Here is a 22,536-nt window from a genome sequence, read left to right on the forward strand (position 1 = left end):
AACTAGAGCATGGATTAAATCCTAAAACCGCTTAATTCTATTTAAATTAACGTATCTAGTTGAACAAGATATTTTGAAATTAGATATATGTAGGGCGAGTTATTGAGAAGGTTTTGATTTCCTCTCCAATATACTCATAAAGTTTTTTCTGTAGTAAAACAACAAATAAACATGAGTGAGGACGAGTATTACTGCTAAAATAAGTAACGAATGGTCTAGGAACAGATGAAGTAAAAAAATATTGGCTACAATTGGTGATAATATTGCAATGGCTAATGGGGTAAATTGGTTGATTATAAGTAAAATTCCACATGTAACTTCTAAAGATTTTTCTGCAATTAACAAATATTCAAACTCGAATAATGCCATTGCTTCGAGGCTAGTTACAATAAATGGTTCAAATCCAAAGATGACAAAATAGCCGTTAATACCTGCAACCAAAAAAATGATCCCTAAAAATAATCTACTTATTTGCATGAATATTTTAGACAATTTGCACACCTCCTATTAAAGTCTATTACAACTCGAAAATTTTATTATATTAAAAACCTAAAAAATATTTAAGGTTGGTGTACTCATTCAATAAACTCCGATGTAATTTGAATTAACTCCCAGAATAGAAACCACACCGGCATCCTTTAAAATACGTTTATTGACTTCTCAGGTTCAAGAATTTGACCCTGAAATGGAAAAAGCACTTTCCTTAATACAGGAAAGCGCCCTTTTATGGAAGATCATTACTCAATTTTATTGAGGATACCTATTATGAAAAATGAAATTATATTAGATTTTATTTCAAATAATTACTAAAACCAAATGTATCTTTATCTAGTTATTTATGCTCCATTGAGGAGTTAATACCACTTATTTTTGCCAGACGGTGACGATAAAATGGAACCGTCTCCTTCCAATACTTAGGGGATTAACTGCTCGATTCTCATAGATAACCCAACAATTCATCATAATGACTCTTCCAGCGTCTAGCGATTTCCTCTTCAGAGGATTATCATCATAAGCTGGTGAAATAAGCGGGGCAGCCTGTAAAACCTTAACTAAGACTACAGCCTTTATGCGGCTTGGATTTGTTTCCCTGCTTTGCTTAAAGTGTTCAACGATTTTGTTAAAATAATAGATACTTACATAAAAATCACATAAAAAAAGTGAAATCATGAAATTTCACTTTTCTTAAGTTAAATTGTTTTTAAGGTAAAAAAATTATAATACGACAATCTACTCATAAAAAATTTATGATTATTCGAACTCGCTCAATGCGATAAGTGCAGCTGATTTAATTGATTTATTTTCATGCTTTGAAAAAGTCGAGAGCGTATGGGCGTATTTCTTATTATGAGACAAACCTAAAATACTGATTGCAGTGGGTATACACTCACTTGGTAATTCATTTATATGCTGTTCAAGTATATCCCAATTTATTTTCTCAGTATTTTTATATGTTGCTGCGTCTAGAAGGGTATCAAACAATTCTTCTTTTACCTCATTATTCTGTTCTTCAATTGCGAATTTCAATAACAAGACAACAAGATCATCAAAATTGGCAATATCCTTATTGTAGGATTCAAACACATCTGATAAGTGGGAGATCGTTTCTATTTTGGATTCTAGATTATTTCCCTTCAATATTTGTTCCAGTTCACTTAGTTCCAATGAAAACACCCTTTACTCAATTTTTTAGCCCGTAAATGGTATATGTGAATCATTTGCAATGGCCTCATCATAATGGGGACTATTTGGATTAAAAACATTCTTTTTATAAAAATTGCCCTGTGAATCCATTGTCCACTTGCCTGATGGAGTTTTTACCTCCACCCTATAAATCCATCCCTTAGAAGCATTTGATCCAGCTGGAGCAGATGGATCTATACCATGCGCCCTCACATTCCAAACATTCCCATCACTATCTGTCCATCTATACTTCTCTCCTTCTGCAGCACCTCCAGGTACCTTTTTCCAAGGCAGTTGAGTAGCGTTACCAGGAATTCTTGAACGAAAATCATTAATGTCTTTTACACCAGAGAAATCACCTTTTGTCACTTTACTGTGACTACTCTTACTTTTCGGATTGCTTCCATGTTTACCAGGATTACTCTTCTTGTCTGGTAATATCTTTTTAATAAATGGTTTTAGCTTCGATGATACCCGTTTACCTATTTTCTCCAACGCTCTTCCGAATGGAATCCTCGTCATTAGTGCATCTATACCTATGGCAATTGCGGTCTCTGGTGTTAGTAATTTTTTCGGGTGACGGACGACATCTGCAGTCTGATGACCCCCTGCAGCTATTCCAATTCCAGACGATACCATACCGACAGAGGACCAAAATCCTAGTAATGGAAAACTTAAAGCAAATGCTCCAAGTATAATTAAACCTTTTTCCCAACCAGATAATCGATCCCACCAGTTTTGCAGCATATCAAATAAACAGGCAATACACCCCTCCGAACCATTGTACGTATTCACCCAGTCGACTAATAGAAAAACGGTTAAAAAAATAATGGAGATCACTGTCAATGCTGCATAATAATTTTGTATACTTGCCTGCAATTTTGGTAAAAGTTCTTTTGCATCTTTTTTGCCATGTAATTGTGTAAAAGCGAGTTCTCTACGTTCTCGATAAAACAGTAGCAAATAAGCAAAAACCTGTCTATCCTTACATGCAGAAATAATTAGATTCCATAGTTCGGAAAAGGGATGAATCGTTCTTTCCCCATCAAGCAAAGGAATTTTCCCTCGTAAACGGTTTAATTCCCAATAATCGATAAATAACGCAGCACAGAGCATTAATAAGAACACCGGCTTTGAAGCATAGCCACTTCCTAACAAATCATGAAATCCTTCAAGCCATTTTGGAGCATTGTAGCTAGCGTTCCAAATGGCGTGATCAAAAATAGACCAAAACAGAAGGAAAAGGGGAAAAAGATAGGTGTAGCGTTTAAAACGATGACTGTACCTCAGAGCTAACCCGATACCTAGTGCAATCATCGCAGTCAGTAATGAATGCCCCGCGGTCATCTTGTCTGGCAAAAAGCTTTCCTCAAAATACCCGGGGAACAATGTGAATAAGTCCCAATTGAGTACTTTTCCACCAAATAAAGTCACACCATAATGATTTCCAGAAGCAATCCTTCGCGTAGTCTCTTCAAAAAATTGGAAACCAGCACCAGATGCCGCTCCGATTAAAGCAAAGTCAGTTAAGCTTAACGATGAGGCCCGACGAGACACAAATAGATAAACACCTAAGGGAATTAATTTTATCACTTCTTCAGCAATTGGGGTTAAAACTGACATACTCCATATATCAGATTCCATCCCACCGAATAAAAACGTAATGAAACGGACTACCATTGAAGTTAGTGGTGCAATCAACCATGCTCCCACTAGAAAGAAAAGAGTATACTTCTTCCAAGACAAGGTTTTACTGCGACATAAAAACCAAAATTGAATAATCACATAAAATGACCATAAAAATTGGACATACATTTTACGTGATTCTTCTACAAAAATAAAACTAAGAACAAGAGCTATCAAGGATAGCCAAGAAAAAAGTGTGCAGATTCTTAATATCATAGGATGTTTTTGAATAAATGACTTCCAAAATTGAACGATTGTATCAAGATTCGTCCTTACATTGAATCTGAATTTTTCGATTCTACTCGTCAAACATCACCACTCCGAATACCATTTTTGCCAGTTAAAGTCACATATTCGATTTCATAATATACCGTATAAAATCAGAAATTAGAATAGGTCAAATATTACAAATTTAATTACTGCATGATATAGGAACTCTTTTTTATTCTCAGATATATGGAATCGAAACGAGTTACGACTTGATTAACACGAAAAAATTCATTCATCACCTGCTACTGGATAACTACTTAATACCTGAAAGGTTCTAGCTACTTTAGTTGCAAAATTTAATGGAGGTTCAACGGATTGAATATGAAGATATAAAAGGGAAGGTTCCATGAAAATCCAATGTTTATGCATTGCACTAATCATGATTCCTTGTTGAACGATGGAGTGGACAAATGCAGGAATTTCTTCTTGAAGGATTGCTATTTCTCCTAGGTTTACAGCATTTCCATGTTGATCTAAGGATTCAAAAGTAAACATCCTTTTACAAAATAAAAAGAGGACTGAATTTCTCAGTCCCCACACATTAATTAATTTAACTCTTTATCTCTTTATACACAATTACTTTTAATGCTATTAATTCTCATATAGGGCATTTTATCCTAATGATCTTCTAGATTTAAGATTCTAAATTTCAACTCGTTATTGGCATCTAAAACCCCTATGATAATCTGATTATCTTCAGTTATTGTGATATACCTTAAAGTTTCATCACCTTCGGTCATAAAGTTTTTATCCGAAGGTGTCTCCATCTTTGCAAAAACAGTTTGTGTGTATTCAAGTGGAAGTATATCGTCTATCCCTTCCTCTGGTCTATCGAGCCACTTAAACATGATATCTTTCAGTTTCATTTGTTCAATTATTGATAAACTTTTCTTAAATACTAGTTTGTCTATAGTTACTTCTTTCAACTTTACCACTCCTTAAATGTAGGTAAAGTTTATACGTAAAGAATCCTAACAACAAGGGTATCTCAATTACAATCGCTTTACAATTTAATTACTTGCTAAGTAAGTGTTTATATACCAGTTTTATTGCATAAAAAATACACCTCTTTAAGGTGTTTTTTATCGCCGCTATAGACCCCCGTAAGTTTAATAAGAATATTCATTACTTTTCTGCTGTATCCAGTAAATAACCTATAAATTCCTCGTGTAATGCAGTTTCTTTTTGAAGTGATTCTCGTGTCTTTCTATCCACTAAATCAATTAAATATTTATCCGCGAGTTCATCCCCACCATCTATCATTACAAAAATCGAGTGATTACCCCTTGAATAATTACATTTTGAACTTTACGATAAGCAATTAATTCTTCCTGTGAAAAAAGTTAGGTTTGTAGAATTTTGTACTCGTCTTCATTTTCAGACCAGATTAAATCTGAATTAGGATTCAAGCTATAACCGGATGTTTTTGTCCAGTAGTCCTTTATATTTTTTAAGTTCTGTAGAAGTAGCTGTTGTTTTTTATCCATATTAAATTTCCCCCTATGAAAATGTCATTACCAATTTTAGTCTAGCATTTGATTCTCTCACCACAATTAAAAGTTATATAGTTCAACTAGGAATTATTCCAGTCATTCCAGAATAAAAGTAGGTATAAAATGTAAATGGAGGGATTATTTTGGCTTATGTTGCAATATATACTGTTGGTAGGTTAAAACATTCAAATGACCATCCTGCCTCTCGTGAGTTTTTTGAAGTAGGAAATGAAGTAATTCGACAGGCTGCTAAAACTGGGCATCTAATAAAGCAATTTTCACCTAATAGAGTAATTTTCCCCGAGAAAACGATCAAAGGAGAGGGTTCACCCATTCTCACATTAACAGTATGGAAAAGCCTTCAATCTTTATATCGTTTTACCTATTCAGGTCAACATAAGCAAGCTTTACGGGACAGGAACAAGTGGTTTGGATCTCTTCAGGAGAGACAACCTAATTATGTGGTGTGGTGGACGGAGAAGGTAACGGATGTTTCATGGAAGGAAGCTTTTAAGAGATACGACTATTATATTCAACATGGACCAGATCCTTTTGCATTTGACTTTAAGCACGCATTTGATGAATCTGGGGAGACGATCTTGCTTAGATAGTTGGGTGTCAATTCTCCTGATCTGTATAGGAAGTAGGACATCTCCTTATTGATCAAACCTGCAATTTCATTTAAGTGTATTTCTTCACAATCTCACAAGAATATCCAGTTTTTTGTTTAAGAGTCTTATTTTATTAAATAGCCCTTTAGTTGAAAAAGGTTTCTATGGAAAAATGAATACCATATACAAATCCGGTTAACATAAAACTGCTTATAGGCACTGAAAAAGGATCTTCGACTGGAAGATCCTTTTAGATACTTGTTCAATTTAAGCGCCCGATTGTGGAAGATCGTTATTAAAGTAAAGCACCCGTTAGCTGAATAACTTCAAAGGTCCATTTCTCCAAGTAAGTAAGAAATAATATCTTTATTCGTGCATTGCAGAGAGCCTGGCATATCTTCACGAATTGATTTCAATGCAAAATAATGTGTGTTCTCATTACCTTGAAAAAAGCTATATTGCAAAATATTCTTTTCACTTGCAAGTGTACTTATGATCTGTTCAAAGAATTGTCCCTGAGTTATCATATCCTCTGAAACTAAGTGAAATATGCCTTTTAGCTTATTTTCAATAATGAACCGTAACTGTCTTGCTAACAGAACATCCAAAAGATTGTTGCATACTAAATTACTATACACATCAATCATTTTATTTTGTTTTATGCTTTCTATGATTAAGTTCCATCTTGGAGAATCCTTACCCCATATCGCTGGGATTCGGATAATCATCACTCGCTCATCTAAAATTTCTTTTAGTATATTTTCACATTCAATTTTGAATTTCCCATAATCTGATTCGGAAATCGGTATATCTATTTCAGTATGTGGTTTTGAACAGTCCCCATCAAAAACATTTGTGGTAGAAAAGAAATACAAACGACTACTGCTATTCCTTAATTCCATTGCCAATTCTTTATGAAACTGGAGTTGGTGATCAAAATTTCCTCTTAGGCAAGAAATCACTACGTCAGGTTTAATTGAACGTATAATTTGCCTCATCTTGTCGATATGTTGAACTTCCAATTGGAACTGCTTACCATCGGAAAGACTCGTCAATGAAGAAGAATATGTTCCATATAGGTCAAATTCTTCTTTAAATTCATCGATTAAAGCTCTTCCTACAAGACCGCTTGCCCCAAGAATAAGTACCTTTTCCATTGTAATTTCCCCTTTAGCTAATCGCTTTTTATCACAAACAGACAATAATTGGAAAAAATATATGAAATTTAAAGTTATTTTACGAGAACTCATCCGAAAAAAAGCTTATCTTACTCTTGTTTTCTACATACTTCATGTTCCTTTTAGTTCTCCTATTTTAAAGTTTATTAGATTAAGAATAAAGATTTCTTTTTCAACTAAAGTGCCCTTTTCATGAAGAAAGACGCATTCCTTATTTTAGAAAAGCGCCCTTTAGTTGAGCTAAAAAGAGGTTCTTTCTGGACTTTAATTACTCATACGATCTATTCATCAACACTATTCGCCAGCCATCTGGATCTTCTATTGTAATTCCTTGTTCTTTCCAGTATCCATTATCAGGCTCCACTTCTCCATATCCTATTTTTTGTAACCGATCAGATACTTTATTGATTTCATTTTTATTAGTTATATAGAAAACTAAAAGATTATCTTTAGTAGGTGCAGGGCATGGACTTCCGTCAATATGACGAGTGAATTCTAAGTGGTAATTTACATCTGGCAATCCAATAATAACACCTTCATATCCATTTCCTTTAAATTGCTGTATTTGTTTAAGCCCTAAACCATTTACATAAAAATCAATGACCTCTTCGAATTTGTCTGTCGGTCTAGCTATTCTAACCTGAGCAGCTGTAAAGTCGTTAAATTCCATATAATAACCAACTTTCTGTTTTATGTTTGGTAGCTTATTTATTATAATAATTTTACTATTTTCATTTCTAGGGTCTTTATTTAATCCATTTTACAATCTTTTGCTAAATACATGGATTAATTCCCCTTTAAAAATTTAATGTTGGTATTTTCTAGCATAATAGGGGTCCAGCCGACAAAATGCGGATAAAAAACTAGGGGGTAAGGCACTAGGTAGTAATCAATCCAGCCTATCGTAAATTTTTTAATGCACCGCTCCATGCAATCGTTTGATCTAACATAACATTGACATTACCAAGGTGTAAATCAGTTGGTTTAAATGTCCTGAAGTTTTCAAAGTCTGTAAATAATGATAATGTTGGATGTACACGAACGTCCGCAACTAGTAATTCACCTAAGATTCCACGTAAATGTTCAGCAGCGCGTGCTCCGCCTGTTGAACCATAGCTTACAATACCTGCTGCCTTATTGTTCCATTCATCGCGTGCTGAATCCAGAGCATTTTTTAATGCTCCTGTAATGCTGTGATTGTATTCTTGAACAATAAACACGAATCCATCTAAGCTGGAAATCTTTTCTGACCAAGCTTTTAATCCTTGTTCTTCACCAGTGCCTTCTCCGAAAAATGGTAATTTAAAGTCTGCTATATCTACGATTTCATAATTTGCATCTTCTCGTTTATCAGCGACTTCTTTTACCCAATTCCCTACTTGTGGACTTACGCGTCCTTGACGTGTGCTTCCTAAGATAATTCCAATGTTCAATTTTTCCAATGTTTTCCCTCCTCGTTGATTATCCATCTATAAATTTTTAAAAATAAAAAATTTATAATTTAAATGTTTTACGAGTTTTCAATGTCTTCCACCAACGTGTAGTACCCACCTTCTACTCCTTCAATTAGATGTTTAATCTTGTTAAAGTGTTCCATGAAGTCACTTTTTTCTAACCAACTTTTATGAAAATCAATACTCTCAAAGGTGGTTACCATAATGGCTTTGTTATTATCAACGGAACGATGCCAACGACTACTAATCCAACCAGGAACACCTTGAATTCCTTCCCTCTTAAAGTTGTGTAGTTCTTCAGCTTGGGTAGCAACCAATTCATCTAATTTACCTGGTTTGGCAGTAAATACATTAATCCATACTATTGATTTACTTGATTTCATCCTACATAACCTCCTTAGATTTAATTATCTTTTGCTAATTTCGTTAAAACGGTTTATTTCTTTAAAAAAGCATATTTGGGTGTCTGTGCTGACTGACACAATTTTGTGAAAAAACTAGGGGGTTAAAGCCCTAGTAAATATCTGTACACTTTCCATTATAAATCCGTCGAGTGTAACGCTCGGAAAGTTAGTCTCGTCATCCAAATTGTTCATAAATGCACCAAAATGCATCATCATAAATGACAGTGCCTGTCGTTCCGGGTTTGTATTAATCAGTTTGCCTTTTTCATACATCACCTCAAAATAATCCGTCAAGAATGTCATCAGTTGCCGGGGATGCTCCTGAGTTCTATGCCGAAACCCAGATAATTGAGCTTCTTCTTTGATGGCGATCATAATCATTTTTCGGTTTCGGTTCATGATGTCATGATACGTCCGGCTAATCAGAAGCAGGTCGGTATGCAAATCCCACACAATTTTCTCGTTAAAAAGGTTTCTCATGTCTTCAGTATATTGAAAGCGATTAAAGGCAGCTTCAAGAAGATTTTGCTTGCTGCCGAATTGGCGAAACAGCGTTTTCTCGCTTAAACCAGCGGCAGAAGATATTTCCATGGTCGATACACCTTTGTAGCCTTTCTCCGCAATGAGATCGATCGCTGCCAAAAGCAGCTTATCCTTACTACTTAAATTTTTACTGTTGATCATACTCTCCCCCTTCTGAATAGGCTGTCAGCACTGACTGTCATTTAATTTTATTCTATTCCTGCTGTATAAATTTGTTACGATAAATTTCACTTTTGACAGTAAAAATTTTATGAACATTGTTTCAACTTTTTTGACTATAACGCCTATGTTAATCATTCAAAATAAATAATGAGGAATATGCGGTTATGGATTGAAAGTTGAAACATCCAATTCATTCCATAACCTCTAACCTCATAAAGATAACGATACCGCCCTCAAGCATTACGAGTCCCAGATAATCGATAGTATTTCTTATTGGAGAAATGTACCCTTTCGTTGAACAACACGATCATAATCTCCCCCCCCCCCCAGAAATACCCTGCTAATCTTTCACAATCTGGCCCGATTGTGGAACAAGAAAAAATCCTGCACATCAACACAGGATTTTTAATCAATCTTAATTTTAAATAATCGAACTAATTTATTGAAAAAGGTAGAGGTTTTCAAATGCCCAAATATGGGCAATTTTTACTATCTTTCATTTCTAAAAAAGGGTTAAGCATCTACTAAAGAGAATTAACAAGTTAATCTTAGTCATGTTAGAACGTACCATTTCAAAGAAAGAAGGTAAGTAATATGGATGGAAATTTTTTTGCTAACTATAAAGATTTTATTATTTACCCTTTGGAAAAAGATAATCCGAAAGAATTTGATCCTCAAGATTATGCTACACATTATATTCTCACGTTGTCACTATATGATTCTCTTGTATCAAATTGGGGAGAAGCAAATAAATATGAAGTAGACGTAAAAAAAAGTATTGAAAAGGTATTAAAAGAATTCAATAATACCCAGAAAGGGAGTTATCACCTTCAATTACTTGAACTTGAAAGTGATAAATCGTATTTTGTCCTGTCACTATCATGTAAAACTAAAATTGAAAATTCGGAAGCAAATGATCGCATTTCTTACATCATCGATAAGATCATTTCAAATCCTTTTTATGTTGGTCAATCTTGGTACCGGCTTATCGGTGATAAAGGAAGAATTACACGTAAACTCTTCTGCTTTTCATTCAAAGAATATACACATGTTATAGAGGAGAATGAAGTTGCTAGGCTTTCTACTCTGGCATGAACACATCAACATAGTAGGACGTTATTCGCTCCCATACTTCCTGAGGGATCAGAGATGGCCGATTATGTACATTAACACATGGACCAGATAACATAACCGAATAACATTAAAAAGGAATCCTATGCCCGCTAAATTCATAGGATTCCTAGTGTCCGCCAATACTTAATGCATGTTGGTTCCATTGCTACACTAGCATTAAGTGATACTGTTTCAGGGCTTAATAATGTATTACATCCTACCCCGCCATTAAGCATTCAGAAGATGATACTAGAACAAGTTGTTCTTTATTTTAATTCTTCCTTAAATTAACCTCTCTTTAATATAAACATCAGATCTACGATTAGTTATGTAGTTTTAAACTCCTTTTGCTTTATGTATTTCCGTGATCCTTATGCCATTAAAGCGCTCGATTCTTGAATAAGCATCTACCTACTTTTAGCTGTTTTGCTGAAGATCATTAATAAAGGAAAGCACCCATTAGAGTTTAAGTGAACTAATTTACAATGTACATTTCCATTGAAGAACGACAACAATCTCATTTATTTTAGACTTTAAAAATGTATAACCCCGTCCTAATAATAGGACAGGGTTAACGTAAAGTTGTTTAATTTTTGATAAAAACAACTTCACCGGTCTTAAAACTTGCCAATAAAATCGTTTAGAACTAGGTTACTTCGGTATGAAGTTACTTCTGCACTATCTGAATAAGGTTGCCGCAAGTATCATCGAATACAGCTATTGTGATTTGGCCCATTTTTGTCGGTTCCATAGTAAACTTTACGCCTTTTTCCAGTAATCGTTTGTACTCTTTGTGAATATCTGCAACGCCAAACATTGTTGCTGGGATGCCATCGGCAACTATCTTCTTTTGGTACTCCTTTGCGGCAGGATGGTTATTCGGTTCGAGCAAAAGCTCGGTACCGACTTGATCATCGGGAGTAACAAGGGCTATCCACCTAAATTCTCCAACTGGAATGTCATGTTTTTTTACAAAGCCCAGCTTTTCTGTATAAAACTCCAATGCCTTGTCTTGATCTTGAACGAAGATACTGGTAACAATGATTTTCATAATGTTATTGCCTCCTTTGATATTTTCGAGGTATGGTACTCTGCTAACAATCTGGCTCCAAGCAGAAAAACCATACATTCGTCAGAAGTTTTTTTAATAAAATTACTCTATCCATCCCTTCAGCAAATTTTTAAGTGGTTCATTGTTGAATATAAGTACTCGATATTTTCCCTTTCGTTTTGATTTTACGAGCCCAGCATCTTCCAATGCAGAAAGATGTTTAGCTATCGCCTGTCGCGAAATGGAAAGGTCGTGCTTCATAATGAGACGTATCGTAAGTTCATACAACGTGAGCTCGTTACGTTCGGATAGTTCGTCTAATATAAGCCGCCGAGTCGAATCGCCAAGTGCTTTGAATATAGCGTCTTTGTCCCAATTCATATATCGAGTATAAGCAACTCTACGGTTGCTTGTCAAATATAAGCAACTGTAGAGTTGCGTGACAAAGGAATCGTATCATGCAATCTTAACAAGACTCAGAGGAATCACTACAAATACAATTGGCTTTAAAGATTTTTAGACTATTAAATAAAAACTTTATGAAGAAATGAAATAGTTAAGAGCCCGTCAAAAATTATTTTGAGGGGCTCCAAAACAAAAGGTTTATCAACGTTATGATGCAACTTGTTCAGTTCTATTTTTAGAACCACTATAATTATTTGTGACCACACTTACAAAGATCATACCAATTATATTTATAGTAAGTGCTATGATCCCACCTTCAAGCGGGAATTTGAAGAATAGCGGCAATACCAGCAAGGAACGGAATGATCGCCAAAATTTTGATCAGTTTCAAAATACATCCTCCTTTTATTCTCTTAAAAGTATCTTTTACTAGCATTGATAGCACTTAAAAATATGCAAAGACAGATTGGTTTTTAAAATTATAAAAAATATTACGGAAATTTAAATAAAAATGTTTTCGTATATTTAAATTATCTTTACTTTGTTCTTAATAATGGAACCTCCTTGCCATTAAATCCAGTAGCAATGATGGTTACTATAATCTCATCTTTTAAGTTTTCGTTAATGACAGAACCGAAAATCATATTTAACTCGTGGCTTGAAGTAGAAGTAACAATGTTTGCTGCCTCTTGTACTTCATATAGACTTAAATTGGTGCCCCCTGTGACTTTCATTAGCACACCTTGAACTCCATCAATAGAAGTGCCAAGTAACGGGCTGGAAATAGCTCTCTTTGCAGCTTCAGCAGCACGGTCTTTACCTGCTGCGCTACCAATTCCTATTAAGGCAGATCCTTTATTGGACATGATCGTTTGTACATCAGCAAAATCAATGTTGATTAATCCTGGTACAGCTATTAAATCGGAAATACCTTGGATACTTTGACGAAGAATATTATCCACTTCTCGAAATGCTTCGACTATGGGTGTATTTTTATGTATAATCTCCAATAAACGATCGTTTGGAATAACAATTAATGTGTCCACTGCTTTCTTCATTAAGGCGATTCCGATTGCCGCTTGTTTTGCACGTTTACGGCCCTCAAACGAAAATGGGAGTGTAACGATTCCAATGGTCAGTATGCCAAGATCACGGGCAATTTGAGCTATAGCAGGGGCAGCACCCGTACCTGTACCGCCGCCCATTCCTGCTGTAACAAATACCATGTCAGTGCCTTTTAATACTTCTTGGATCTGCCCTTTGCTTTCTTTTACTGCTTTTTTACCTACTTCTGGATTTGCCCCTGATCCTAATCCTTTTGTCAATGTTGCACCGATTTGTATCTTGATCTCTGCTTTTAATAAATTAAGAACTTGCGCATCTGTATTAACAGCAATATATTCTACACCCTGAACTCCATGCTCGATCATACGGTTAATAGCGTTATTCCCTCCTCCGCCAACACCGATTACTTTAATGTTGACTAATGAGTTTACTCTTGTATCAATCTCCATCTTATCGTTCCTCCTAGTTCATCGAAATTACCTTTTTTTAAACTATTCATTCAAATTTCTGAAGCACTTATTTCTTTTATTTAGGCTGTGTTAAATTTGCCTGTTGGTTAAAAAATCAACAATGCTCTTTAACTTAGCTTTTATTAAAAAAATCATTTTCTTTTATTTAGATATCTAGCAATGAAAAAGGCATTGTCGTTAGCAGTCCCGTAAAGGAAGTTGCTAAAGACAATGCCTTTCATTGAATCTTACGACTATTCACTGAAAAGTCGGAAGGATTCGACACCCAAAAAAGGGAATCCCTACTTCTAATTCTAAGATATTTCCATCCTTAATTCAATTTACATATACTAATATGCTAACATAGGAAAAACTGCGACAAGCCGAAGGCAGACACTAAATACCCCGCTAGATTTTTTTGGCACGGATTTTTCTCCTCTTTTGCTCGAAAAAATAATAGTTAAGTCTTCTTGAAAATGGTTTATTCATCATACTTATTTTGAATCAAGAGAACCTGAAACGATTTCTCCTTTGAACATCGTTGCTACACGATTTGATCTTCGTGCAACGGCTTCGGCGGAACAAGAAGCTTCAACAAACACAATACTCGCTTCGTCCCCAATTTGCGGCCAAACTTGATTTCCTTCAGAATTAAGCGGTGTTTTTCCATCGGTAATAAACTGGAGCGTTGGTGCTAAAGAACGTTCATCTGCCCATCTTGAAATCTCCGCCAAACGACCAGCTCGTTCTAAAACGTCCCCATTTCCAAATGGTGACCAAACATCAAAAATATTATCACATCCAACGGCAACCGATACACCTTTCCTGTGTAATAAGCCAACAGGCGGAAACCTTCTATTAAGAGGAACACTCGTAATAATGGTGATTCCTGAATCAGCCAATAGTTCTGCCATTTCTTCAGCTTCAGATGGAGGAATATCCCCAAGTGCAAATGCATGACTAATCGCCACTTTACCTTGAAGACCTGCTTCTTTCGTTAACTGCACCAATCTCTTTATTGTAAAGATACCTAAATGATCCCCGTCATGCAAATGTAAATCAATCCCCGCATTTTCTGTTGCAGCAAGTTCAACCATCAGTTGTAAAGATGCTTCAATATCGCCATCAACGGTTGCAGGATCTACGCCACCTACAAAGCTCGCTCCTTGACGGAGAGCCTCTCTTACTAAATCTTTTGACCTCGTACGCAATAAACCGTGTTGTGGAAAGGCAACTATTTCATAAGATATCTTTCCTTCAAACGTTTGCAACGCTTTATGAACTTCTTCAAAATTCTTCAAGCCAACCTCAGGGTAAATATCAACATGTGTACGTACGTGGGTTACTCCGGATTTCAAATAAATATCAAGCAACTTTTCCGCACGTTCCTGAGTAGTAGTTTCTAAGTTAGGAAGAACACCTTTCTCAATTTCAAGTCGTTCAAAAATATTGTTAACAGGTGTTACTGAACGCCATCGGACACCCAGCAATGTTTTATCTAAATGACAATGTTTTTCTATAAAAGATGGAAGAACCAACAATTGTTTCACATCTTTTTTTGGTAAATCGTCTGTAATAGTTTCATCAGAAGATACGATCTTCGCAATTTTCCCGTCCTTGATCAAAAGATGGTAACATTCCGTATTTGTACCCGTTATGACGCCATTTTCAACGTCGTAACCACTCTCTAATCGTGCATTTGTTAGCCAAAAAATAGAACTCATCTTATATCTACCCTTTCTATATATATATTGTAGAATGTGGTGAGAATAAAAATTTACTAATTCACCGATTTAAAGGATTTATGCCTTTAATCCAAAGATTTATTCTTATTTAAGTGCCCCAGCGACTATATTTCCTTTAAATAAAACAGCTATTCTTTTTGCTCTTCTAGCAACAGCTTCAGCTGAACAACTGGCATCAACGAAAACGAAGTCCGCATCGTCTCCTACATTTGGCCAAATACGTTCTCCTTTTTTATTTAAAGGGGTTACTCCTCCTGTAATAAACCCAAGAGTTTGTCCTAGTGATTGTTCATCACTTAAGCCAAAACGTTCTGCTAACGTCCCTGCTTTTTCTAAGCTGTCTCCTTTTCCGAAAGGAGACCAATGATCCGTAATGCTGTCATCACCGAGGGAAATTTCTACTCCTTTTTCCTTCAAGAGAGGAATCGGAATCGTCCTTCCAATAGGAACGGATGATGTAATCGAAATCCCCTGATGAGCGAGTAATTCTGCGACTTCACTCGCTTCTTTAAGCGGGATATCACTAAAAGCAAATGCATGGCTTATGGTAACTCTCCCTTGCCATCCAGCTTCATCCGTTAGAAATGCCAATCGCTTAAATGTAAAAATACCAAGATGTCCCGGGTCATGTATATGAAGGTCAATGTTTGCATTTGCTTCTACGGCAAGTTCCATTACCATTTGTAACGATTTCTCGATATTTTCGTCAATTGATGCAGGATCAACTCCACCTACTAATGAGGCTCCGTTTTTTAATGCTTCCCTAACTAGCGAAACTGAATTGCTGCGTAATAATCCGTGCTGTGGGAAAGCGACTATTTCGACAGCAGCTTTTCCTTTATAAGCTTCCACCGCTTGTAAAGTTGCTTCGAGGTTTTTCAATCCGATTACAGGGTCGACATTGCAATGTGTGCGTATGTGAGTTGAACCTGAATGTAGCAATAAATCTAATAATTTTTTCGCTCTTTCTTCTGCAACAGGCAATAAGCGTGGGAGTAGTACCTCCTCTTCTTCTAACCTTGTCATAAGACCCTTAGTTGGAATCGTTGGCGCTTTCCACGGACCTCCGTAATATGTTTTATCAATATGGATGTGCATATCTCTAAATGATGGAAGCATTAAATAATTATTCGCATCCCGTTTAGGTAAAGTAGTTTCTAACTTTTTATCAACAAAGACAATTTCATTTATTTTCCCATCTTCAATTCTCAGATGGAAAAGCTTCGTTTCTGTTCCCGTAACTGTACCATTTTCATAATGGTATCCAGTTTCTAATCTTACATTCGTTAACCAATATGCTATATCTGTCACTTTCTTTAGCCTCCTTTATTTTGAATTGTATTTAATTTTTTCATGCCTCGGCATAGGACTTTTGCCCTTGTTCCCAAAAAAAGCTGCATATGCAGATGATATTTTATAAAATAAAGCACCCGTTTGTGGAATATCTCCCAACATCTGTATGCTCAAGGAGCTCTTGAACGACATCTACATATCTGTGTTCAGAAGCTGGAATTAGTGCTGTGCCACCGTATCTGTTTAAAAGCTTTGGGTAGCCCCAGCCTCAATTGTGTGTGTTAAGATTTCTAACTAACCTTCTGCTCCCGCATAAAGAAAAGGATTATTTTTCATATCATCCCCTATAGGGCTTGATCCTTTACTCTCCTATTTTCTTGGGGTATTACTCCATTCTTAATCCCTACCCACTTGACTGATACGAAGCTGCTGACAAGTAGTACGACTGCTCCGAATAGATAAGGCAGGTTGATATGAATATCGAATAACCACCCCGCAAGCACTGGCCCAAAAATTTGTCCGAGACTCATATAGGCATTGTTCAACCCTGCTACAAATCCTTGCTCATTTCCAGCTTCCTTCGAAAGTAACGTGTTAATCGTCGGCCGTAATATGTTATTAAATGTGAAAAACAACATCGTAATTACCATTACATAAAAGAAATTGCCCGAGAATAGCAAGAACACAAGAGATACTGCCGATAGCAAGAGCATGCTGCTAATAATTGGCTTTTCCCCAAACCTTTGTGTAAGCCGGTTAGTCAGCATCAATTGGTTGAATGTACCGATCAAGGAACAAACCATAAACAAGATGGAAATATCTCTAGTTGTAAATCCATAGCTCTGAGTAACGAACAACGGGTATATCGCCTCAAAGTGAGTAAGTCCGAATGTAATAGCGAATATCATTAACAATAGGATAAAATAATGAGATTTAACTGACTGTGCAAGTTGACGAAAAATATTTTCTTTCTTCGGTTTCGATTTCAGATGCATGAGACGAACCTCTCCTGATTGGGATTCCGGTAATAATGGTATACAACAGATTACCGCCAAAAGACCAATACTTGCAGACGCGAAGAAAGGAGCCCTAGTTCCAAACTCAGCAAGCAATCCTCCCAAACCCGGACCAATAATAAAACCTGATGACATCGAAGCGCCTAGAAATGACATCGCTCTAGGCCTCTGTTCTTCTGTCGTGATATCAACGACATAAGCCATAATGGAGGGAACCATGGCAGCAGAACCCATACCGCCAATTAATCGTGAAACAAGAAAAAGCGAGAAATCATCTGCAGCAGCAGCCAATAAGTTGGAAATAACGAATAAGCACAGTCCAACGACAATCATCGGCTTACGTCCGTATTTGTCTGAGAATTCACCAGCAATTGGCGAGAATAAAAACTGTGTCAAGCCGAAGGCGGATACTAAATATCCTGCTGCTTTTCCGCCTGCTCCGAAATCTATTAGAAGCTCAGGGAGAATCGGAATAACAAGCCCAATGCCAAGCATCGCAAGAAACATATAAGTCAGTAAAAACGGAAACGCAGATTTTGTTGGCATGGATTTTTCTCCTCTATTACTCGAAAACAGATGTAATTGTTTCTGTCTTAGAAATGATATTATATTCTTTACTTGATCCAAGAGAGCCTGAAACAATCTCTCCTTTGAACATCGTAGCTAGTCGTTTCAATCTTCTTGCAATGGCTTCAGCGGAACAAGAAGCTTCAACTAACACGACGCTTGCTTCGTCTCCAACTTGCGGCCACATTTGTTCTCTACTATCATTAAGCGGTGTTTTACCACCGGTTAAAACATCTATTTTTTTAGATCTCAATACTGTATATTACTGCTCAAGTTGAACCATCCGAATCGGCTCGTTCTTCATGTGATCCTTTTTCGTTTTATACAAATATGCTAGCATAAGACCAACAATATGAAAAATATATAAAAAGTAAATTTTACTTAAGTTTTTCGTATATTAAAAAGGAATGTTCTCAACGATAGATATCAAACAACTGCAAATTCTCATAGAATATGAGCATAGATTGGACTTTTCCATGAATAACTTATTTGTTGAGAGTGAATTTGTTTGAAAAGCTTTCTACTACCAATAAAGCTGATGGCATGTGGACGATGCGACTGCCCGTCGCAAAAAAGGGGAATGGATTTCACCATTCCCTTGACGACACGTCAATCTTATTTAAAACTAAATTTCGGTTTAAAATCACCTTTATAAGGTTCATGTTCAACGAATACAGTTATGTCCTTGCCGTCTTTATCTTTACCAGTTCTTTTATACGTAAATTTATTATTATTAAGTTCGGTAAGTTCAAGAGCAGCACCATACTTATTATCTCCAATTGAAACATGGGCTCTTATTTTATTTTCGTGTACAATATCGAAGTAGCCATAATCACCGCGGCTTTTGCCTGTTTCAACATTGAAAAACTCATATTTATTAGTCTTGTCATCAAATTTTGCTAGACTTATAAACATCGAATTATACTTTGTAACGTCATTGCCATCTTCATCTAATACCTTTGTTCCGTTCCAAAGGGTACTACCTAAAATTTTATCTCCATCAACGTCTTTAACAATATCTCCTGTAGTAGTGTCTAACTGCTTGTCCGGATCAGTAAAAGACAGCTCTTTTTCTTTATATGGAACATGTTCAACGAATACTTCTACATCGTTGCCATTAGCATCTTTTCCCATTCTTTTATAAGTAAAAACATCTTTATTTAGTTCTGTCATGTCAACAACAGCTTGATAATTCATTGATTCTGAAATTAATATTCTCTTCTTCCCATCATTGGTGATAAAGAATGTTCCTTTATCGCCACGACTTTCACCTGTCTTAGCATCAAAAAATTCATATCTTCCCGATCTCACATCATATTTCGCAAGACCAATGAAGTTTGCATTCTCTTTTGTTAAGTCATTATTATCTTTGTCATACACTCTCGTACCTTGCCAATTTGTACTGCTAAGAATGTTAGCTATTTCCTGTCCTTTGGTTAACTTATTTTCCTTTTTAGTCTCTTTAACAGCTTGTTCTTGCTTTTGTTTACTATTATTTTCTTTGGCGTCAGCACTAGCACTGCACCCTGTTAATACTAATGTGAATCCGAGCAGTATTGATGATATTGCTTTTGCGTTTTTGTTCATATTTATCGTCTCCTCATTTTCCTATTGTGGTGTATTTTAGACTATCCTAATATTTAAGCAGTAATATGGTATTAATTTTACTTGGAATCTTATACAATCTGGCTATTTTGCTCCTGCTGTTAACAAAATTTGTTCAATCTCTTTAAACCCTTTTTCACGTGCATGTTGCAACGGAGTTATATTATTTCTATCCGGAATGTTCACATCCGCATCAAATTCACCTGCCTATCTTTCTTTATTATTTTTTGCTATAAATTGTAAACAAAAGACTCAGATCCACTCAATGAACTTAGTTACTACTTCTATTATGTTAGTACCCAATTATAAACTCCCTCTAAATAAATTCTTAAAAAAAGATAAACTCAATCTTAAAATTTCTTCATATTTATAAAAAAAATAACCGCCACCTTTGTGACGGGTCAAAAAAACACATAATTTAAATTAAACATTGAATCGATATCCGGCTCCCCAAACGGTTTCCAAGAATTTCGGCTGTGCAGGGTCTCGTTCAATTTTCCCACGTATTTTCCTGATATGAACGGTGACCGTTGAAACATCTGCTGCCGATTCTAACCCCCATATATTTTCATAAAGCTGTTCTTTACTTAATACTTGATTCGGGTGCAGTACAAGAAATACTAATAAATCAAATTCCCTTGTTGTAAACGGAACTTCTTCTCCGTCAATATAAACTTTACGTGCTGACTTATCAATCGATATTCCATGAACAAAAATGGTATTTGTTTGAGTTTGATTTCCTGCTAAACGTTCATAACGCTCTAAATGTGCTTTCACCCTAGCTACCAGCTCACTTGGACTAAAAGGCTTGGTAATATAATCATCTGCCCCTAAACCGAGACCCCGAATTTTATCGATATCCTCTTTTTTAGCTGATACAAACAAGATTGGAATATTTTTAACTGCGCGTATTTGTTTACATATCTCAAACCCATTTACTCCTGGAAGCATGATGTCCAAAATAATTAAATCATAATTTCCTTGAAGAGCCAGTTGGAGTCCTGCATCACCAGTATGTTGAATATCGACGTGAAAATCATTTATTTCTAAATAATCTCTTTGCAATTCTGCAATACTAATATCATCCTCAATAAGTAATATTTCTTTCACTTTTTTTCACCTTTCTTTAGGGAGAAAAATAAAGTTGTACCTTTACCTATCTCGCTTGTGGCCCAGATTTCCCCTCCATGCTCCACGATAATTTGTTTTGCAATCGCAAGTCCCAAACCACTTCCGCCTGTCTGAGAATTTCTCGATTGTTCTGCACGGTAAAAACGTTCAAAAATATGTGGTAAAGCAGAAGGTTCTATACCTTGCCCATTATCTGTTACTTGTACAACTACATCACGTAATCGTTCATTTAGAGCAATAGAAATGTTCTTTCGGTCTTTGGTCATATATTTCACACAATTGTTTATTAAGTTGGCCAATACTCGTTTTAACTTCTCTCTATCCGCTATCACGTAGATCTGTTTATTCAAAAAATGAAGTTCAATATGAATTCCTTGCTGAAGTAAATCCAAATATAGTTCTTCTACGTAGTCTCTCATGTATTTATCTAGTTCTACAGTTTCAAAATGGAATGGTTCCTTTTTCAAATCCAGCTTGGAAAATAAGAACAGCTCATCAATCAGTGAATCCATGTCTTTAGCTTTTGAATACACAGTCGATAAATACTTTTCTATTTTTTGAGGGGTATTTGCTACACCATCTTGAATTCCCTCTACATATCCAATAATCGAAGTGATCGGTGTCTTCAAGTCATGCGAAATATTGGTCAGAAGCTCTTTTCGGTTTTCTTCATACCGAATCTGGAGATTTATGGATTCTTTTAATTTTGTTCTCATTTCCTCAAACGCCCTGTTTAATTGTCCGATTTCATCATTTGAAATAGCCTTGATTTCAAAATTTAAATCTCCTGATTTTATTCTTTCGGCACCTTCTTTAAGAATTGAGATAGGCTTAATAATGCTTCGTGAAACTAAATAGTTCAATATACCAATAACCATGATAAGCAGAAATAGCAAAAGTCCAGATAAAATGGGAAAAAGCCCTCGAATGAGCTCAGCATAGGAACTTGCCTTTCTTAATACGAAAACACTACCTTTACTTTTATCAGGAAAATAAAAATCAAACTTCACATAAGTAAAAAAATAGTCGTTGATTTTAATCGTATCTCGCGTATTGATGTTGGTTTCTTCAAACCCGGGAAGAGATTTAACCAACGCCTGTTTGTCAAGAGCAGGGGAAGCATACTCGACTTTTGTGCCCTTTCTAACAACAATCTCGATATCCTCCTGCTCAATCCTCTTGAGCTCCTTTTCATTGAGGAGCTGTTTAGGATTATTTTTAGCAAAAAGCTTCAAATCGAGAAACACACTTTCTTCTACGGTTGTCAAAGGTTTTTGTACATACGTTTTTTTGTAAAGATGCTCTATAGATTTTACATCACCTGTTATGGCAAAAATAATTAAAAAACCAGCTGCCAATAATAAAGTGATAGAAAAAAGGATCACCCCAACATAAGACAACAGAAACCTCATTTTAATTGACATCTCTTTCACTCACTCTGTTTTAAAATTTTCACCAGTTCATCCTTATTCTTAGCATGGTAGATACTTTTATAAACCACACTATCCCGATTAAAGAAGCTCATTTTTATAAGAAATTAAAAGAACTATATCACACAAATCTTAAAACTTTCTAAAATATGTATGAAATATTTCTAAACACCATAGAATAA

The 22,536-nt window shown here is 35.7% G+C and carries 23 protein-coding genes and 3 pseudogenes; 2 read left to right on the top strand and 24 right to left on the bottom strand.

Going from position 1 to position 22,536, the window contains the following annotated elements; all coding sequences use genetic code 11:
- Positions 1 to 99: 99 nt before the first annotated feature.
- The 7 genes from F7731_RS24230 to F7731_RS26970 all read right to left on the bottom strand — a co-directional run bounded on the left by F7731_RS24230 (position 100) and on the right by F7731_RS26970 (position 5,126).
- On the bottom strand, positions 100 to 492 hold the full coding sequence (locus F7731_RS24230) for a DoxX family membrane protein (protein ID WP_151537368.1): 393 nt from the start codon (positions 490 to 492) through the stop codon (positions 100 to 102).
- Between the two features lie 372 nt (positions 493 to 864).
- The gene (locus F7731_RS24235; protein ID WP_151537369.1) at positions 865 to 1,170 is read right to left on the bottom strand and encodes a hypothetical protein; all 306 of its coding nucleotides are present in this window, start codon (positions 1,168 to 1,170) and stop codon (positions 865 to 867) included.
- 81 nt (positions 1,171 to 1,251) lie between these two features.
- On the bottom strand, positions 1,252 to 1,665 hold the full coding sequence (locus tag F7731_RS24240; protein ID WP_151537370.1) for a hypothetical protein: 414 nt from the start codon (positions 1,663 to 1,665) through the stop codon (positions 1,252 to 1,254).
- Between the two features lie 24 nt (positions 1,666 to 1,689).
- Positions 1,690 to 3,585 carry a polymorphic toxin type 30 domain-containing protein gene (locus F7731_RS24245; protein ID WP_343032876.1) on the bottom strand — a complete coding sequence of 632 codons (1,896 nt, stop codon included), beginning with the start codon at positions 3,583 to 3,585 and terminating at the stop codon, positions 1,690 to 1,692.
- A gap of 282 nt (positions 3,586 to 3,867) precedes the next feature.
- Entirely contained in the window at positions 3,868 to 4,185 is a 318-nt protein-coding gene (locus F7731_RS24250; RefSeq protein ID WP_343032877.1) for a DUF1259 domain-containing protein, read from the bottom strand.
- A gap of 71 nt (positions 4,186 to 4,256) precedes the next feature.
- Positions 4,257 to 4,565, bottom strand: coding sequence for a hypothetical protein (locus F7731_RS24255; protein ID WP_151537373.1), 309 nt, complete (start codon positions 4,563 to 4,565; stop codon positions 4,257 to 4,259).
- Positions 4,566 to 4,982: 417 nt separating this feature from the next.
- The gene (locus F7731_RS26970; RefSeq protein ID WP_246197427.1) at positions 4,983 to 5,126 is read right to left on the bottom strand and encodes a hypothetical protein; all 144 of its coding nucleotides are present in this window, start codon (positions 5,124 to 5,126) and stop codon (positions 4,983 to 4,985) included.
- A gap of 149 nt (positions 5,127 to 5,275) precedes the next feature.
- On the opposite strand from F7731_RS26970, the gene F7731_RS24265 reads away from it, so the two are divergent.
- Complete coding sequence (locus F7731_RS24265; RefSeq protein ID WP_151537374.1) at positions 5,276 to 5,743, top strand: DUF3291 domain-containing protein; 468 nt, start codon at positions 5,276 to 5,278, stop codon at positions 5,741 to 5,743.
- Between the two features lie 326 nt (positions 5,744 to 6,069).
- Here F7731_RS24265 and F7731_RS24270 read toward each other — a convergent pair whose 3' ends face one another.
- The 5 genes from F7731_RS24270 to F7731_RS24290 form a co-directional block, all read right to left on the bottom strand.
- Positions 6,070 to 6,900, bottom strand: coding sequence for a sugar nucleotide-binding protein (locus F7731_RS24270; RefSeq protein ID WP_151537375.1), 831 nt, complete (start codon positions 6,898 to 6,900; stop codon positions 6,070 to 6,072).
- A gap of 289 nt (positions 6,901 to 7,189) precedes the next feature.
- Positions 7,190 to 7,591, bottom strand: a complete 402-nt coding sequence (locus F7731_RS24275) for a VOC family protein (RefSeq protein ID WP_151537376.1) — start codon at positions 7,589 to 7,591, stop codon at positions 7,190 to 7,192.
- A 229-nt stretch (positions 7,592 to 7,820) separates the two neighbouring features.
- On the bottom strand, positions 7,821 to 8,363 hold the full coding sequence (locus F7731_RS24280) for an NADPH-dependent FMN reductase (RefSeq protein WP_246197429.1): 543 nt from the start codon (positions 8,361 to 8,363) through the stop codon (positions 7,821 to 7,823).
- Between the two features lie 68 nt (positions 8,364 to 8,431).
- Entirely contained in the window at positions 8,432 to 8,758 is a 327-nt protein-coding gene (locus tag F7731_RS24285) for an antibiotic biosynthesis monooxygenase family protein (RefSeq protein ID WP_151537378.1), read from the bottom strand.
- 114 nt (positions 8,759 to 8,872) lie between these two features.
- Positions 8,873 to 9,463: a TetR/AcrR family transcriptional regulator gene (locus tag F7731_RS24290; RefSeq protein ID WP_151537379.1), complete on the bottom strand. Its 591-nt coding sequence runs from the start codon at positions 9,461 to 9,463 to the stop codon at positions 8,873 to 8,875.
- Between the two features lie 615 nt (positions 9,464 to 10,078).
- On the opposite strand from F7731_RS24290, the gene F7731_RS24295 reads away from it, so the two are divergent.
- Positions 10,079 to 10,579 (top strand): hypothetical protein, encoded by a 501-nt coding sequence (locus tag F7731_RS24295; protein WP_151537380.1) that lies wholly within the window; start codon positions 10,079 to 10,081, stop codon positions 10,577 to 10,579.
- A 685-nt stretch (positions 10,580 to 11,264) separates the two neighbouring features.
- On the opposite strand, the gene F7731_RS24300 is transcribed toward F7731_RS24295, so the two are convergent.
- The 12 genes and pseudogenes from F7731_RS24300 to F7731_RS24345 all read right to left on the bottom strand — a co-directional run bounded on the left by F7731_RS24300 (position 11,265) and on the right by F7731_RS24345 (position 22,348).
- The gene (locus tag F7731_RS24300) at positions 11,265 to 11,648 is read right to left on the bottom strand and encodes a VOC family protein (RefSeq protein WP_151537381.1); all 384 of its coding nucleotides are present in this window, start codon (positions 11,646 to 11,648) and stop codon (positions 11,265 to 11,267) included.
- 102 nt (positions 11,649 to 11,750) lie between these two features.
- On the bottom strand, positions 11,751 to 12,029 hold the full coding sequence (locus F7731_RS24305) for an ArsR/SmtB family transcription factor (RefSeq protein WP_151537394.1): 279 nt from the start codon (positions 12,027 to 12,029) through the stop codon (positions 11,751 to 11,753).
- A 560-nt stretch (positions 12,030 to 12,589) separates the two neighbouring features.
- Positions 12,590 to 13,567, bottom strand: coding sequence for a cell division protein FtsZ (gene ftsZ, locus F7731_RS24310; RefSeq protein ID WP_151537382.1), 978 nt, complete (start codon positions 13,565 to 13,567; stop codon positions 12,590 to 12,592).
- 494 nt (positions 13,568 to 14,061) lie between these two features.
- Entirely contained in the window at positions 14,062 to 15,291 is a 1,230-nt protein-coding gene (locus F7731_RS24315) for an amidohydrolase (RefSeq protein WP_151537383.1), read from the bottom strand.
- A 105-nt stretch (positions 15,292 to 15,396) separates the two neighbouring features.
- Entirely contained in the window at positions 15,397 to 16,623 is a 1,227-nt protein-coding gene (locus F7731_RS24320; RefSeq protein ID WP_151537384.1) for an amidohydrolase family protein, read from the bottom strand.
- 139 nt (positions 16,624 to 16,762) lie between these two features.
- Positions 16,763 to 16,953: pseudogene (locus F7731_RS26660) on the bottom strand (ankyrin repeat domain-containing protein); the annotation flags it as partial.
- Positions 16,950 to 18,167 (bottom strand): MFS transporter, encoded by a 1,218-nt coding sequence (locus F7731_RS24325; RefSeq protein ID WP_151537385.1) that lies wholly within the window; start codon positions 18,165 to 18,167, stop codon positions 16,950 to 16,952. The pseudogene F7731_RS26660 and the gene F7731_RS24325, both read right to left, overlap by 4 nt.
- A 16-nt stretch (positions 18,168 to 18,183) precedes the next feature.
- A pseudogene (locus F7731_RS24330) lies at positions 18,184 to 18,417 on the bottom strand (hypothetical protein); the annotation flags it as partial.
- A gap of 386 nt (positions 18,418 to 18,803) precedes the next feature.
- The gene (locus F7731_RS24335) at positions 18,804 to 19,775 is read right to left on the bottom strand and encodes a DUF4822 domain-containing protein (RefSeq protein WP_151537386.1); all 972 of its coding nucleotides are present in this window, start codon (positions 19,773 to 19,775) and stop codon (positions 18,804 to 18,806) included.
- Between the two features lie 102 nt (positions 19,776 to 19,877).
- Positions 19,878 to 19,994, bottom strand: a pseudogene (locus tag F7731_RS27385) (ankyrin repeat domain-containing protein); the annotation flags it as partial.
- 222 nt (positions 19,995 to 20,216) lie between these two features.
- The gene (locus tag F7731_RS24340) at positions 20,217 to 20,903 is read right to left on the bottom strand and encodes a response regulator transcription factor (RefSeq protein ID WP_151537387.1); all 687 of its coding nucleotides are present in this window, start codon (positions 20,901 to 20,903) and stop codon (positions 20,217 to 20,219) included.
- Positions 20,900 to 22,348 (bottom strand): sensor histidine kinase, encoded by a 1,449-nt coding sequence (locus F7731_RS24345; protein WP_151537388.1) that lies wholly within the window; start codon positions 22,346 to 22,348, stop codon positions 20,900 to 20,902. Before F7731_RS24345 ends, F7731_RS24340 begins: the two co-directional genes overlap by 4 nt.
- Positions 22,349 to 22,536: the final 188 nt, after the last annotated feature.

It is taken from the genome of Cytobacillus depressus (genome assembly GCF_008923245.1).
GTDB classification, from domain to species: domain Bacteria; phylum Bacillota; class Bacilli; order Bacillales; family Cytobacillaceae; genus Cytobacillus; species Cytobacillus depressus.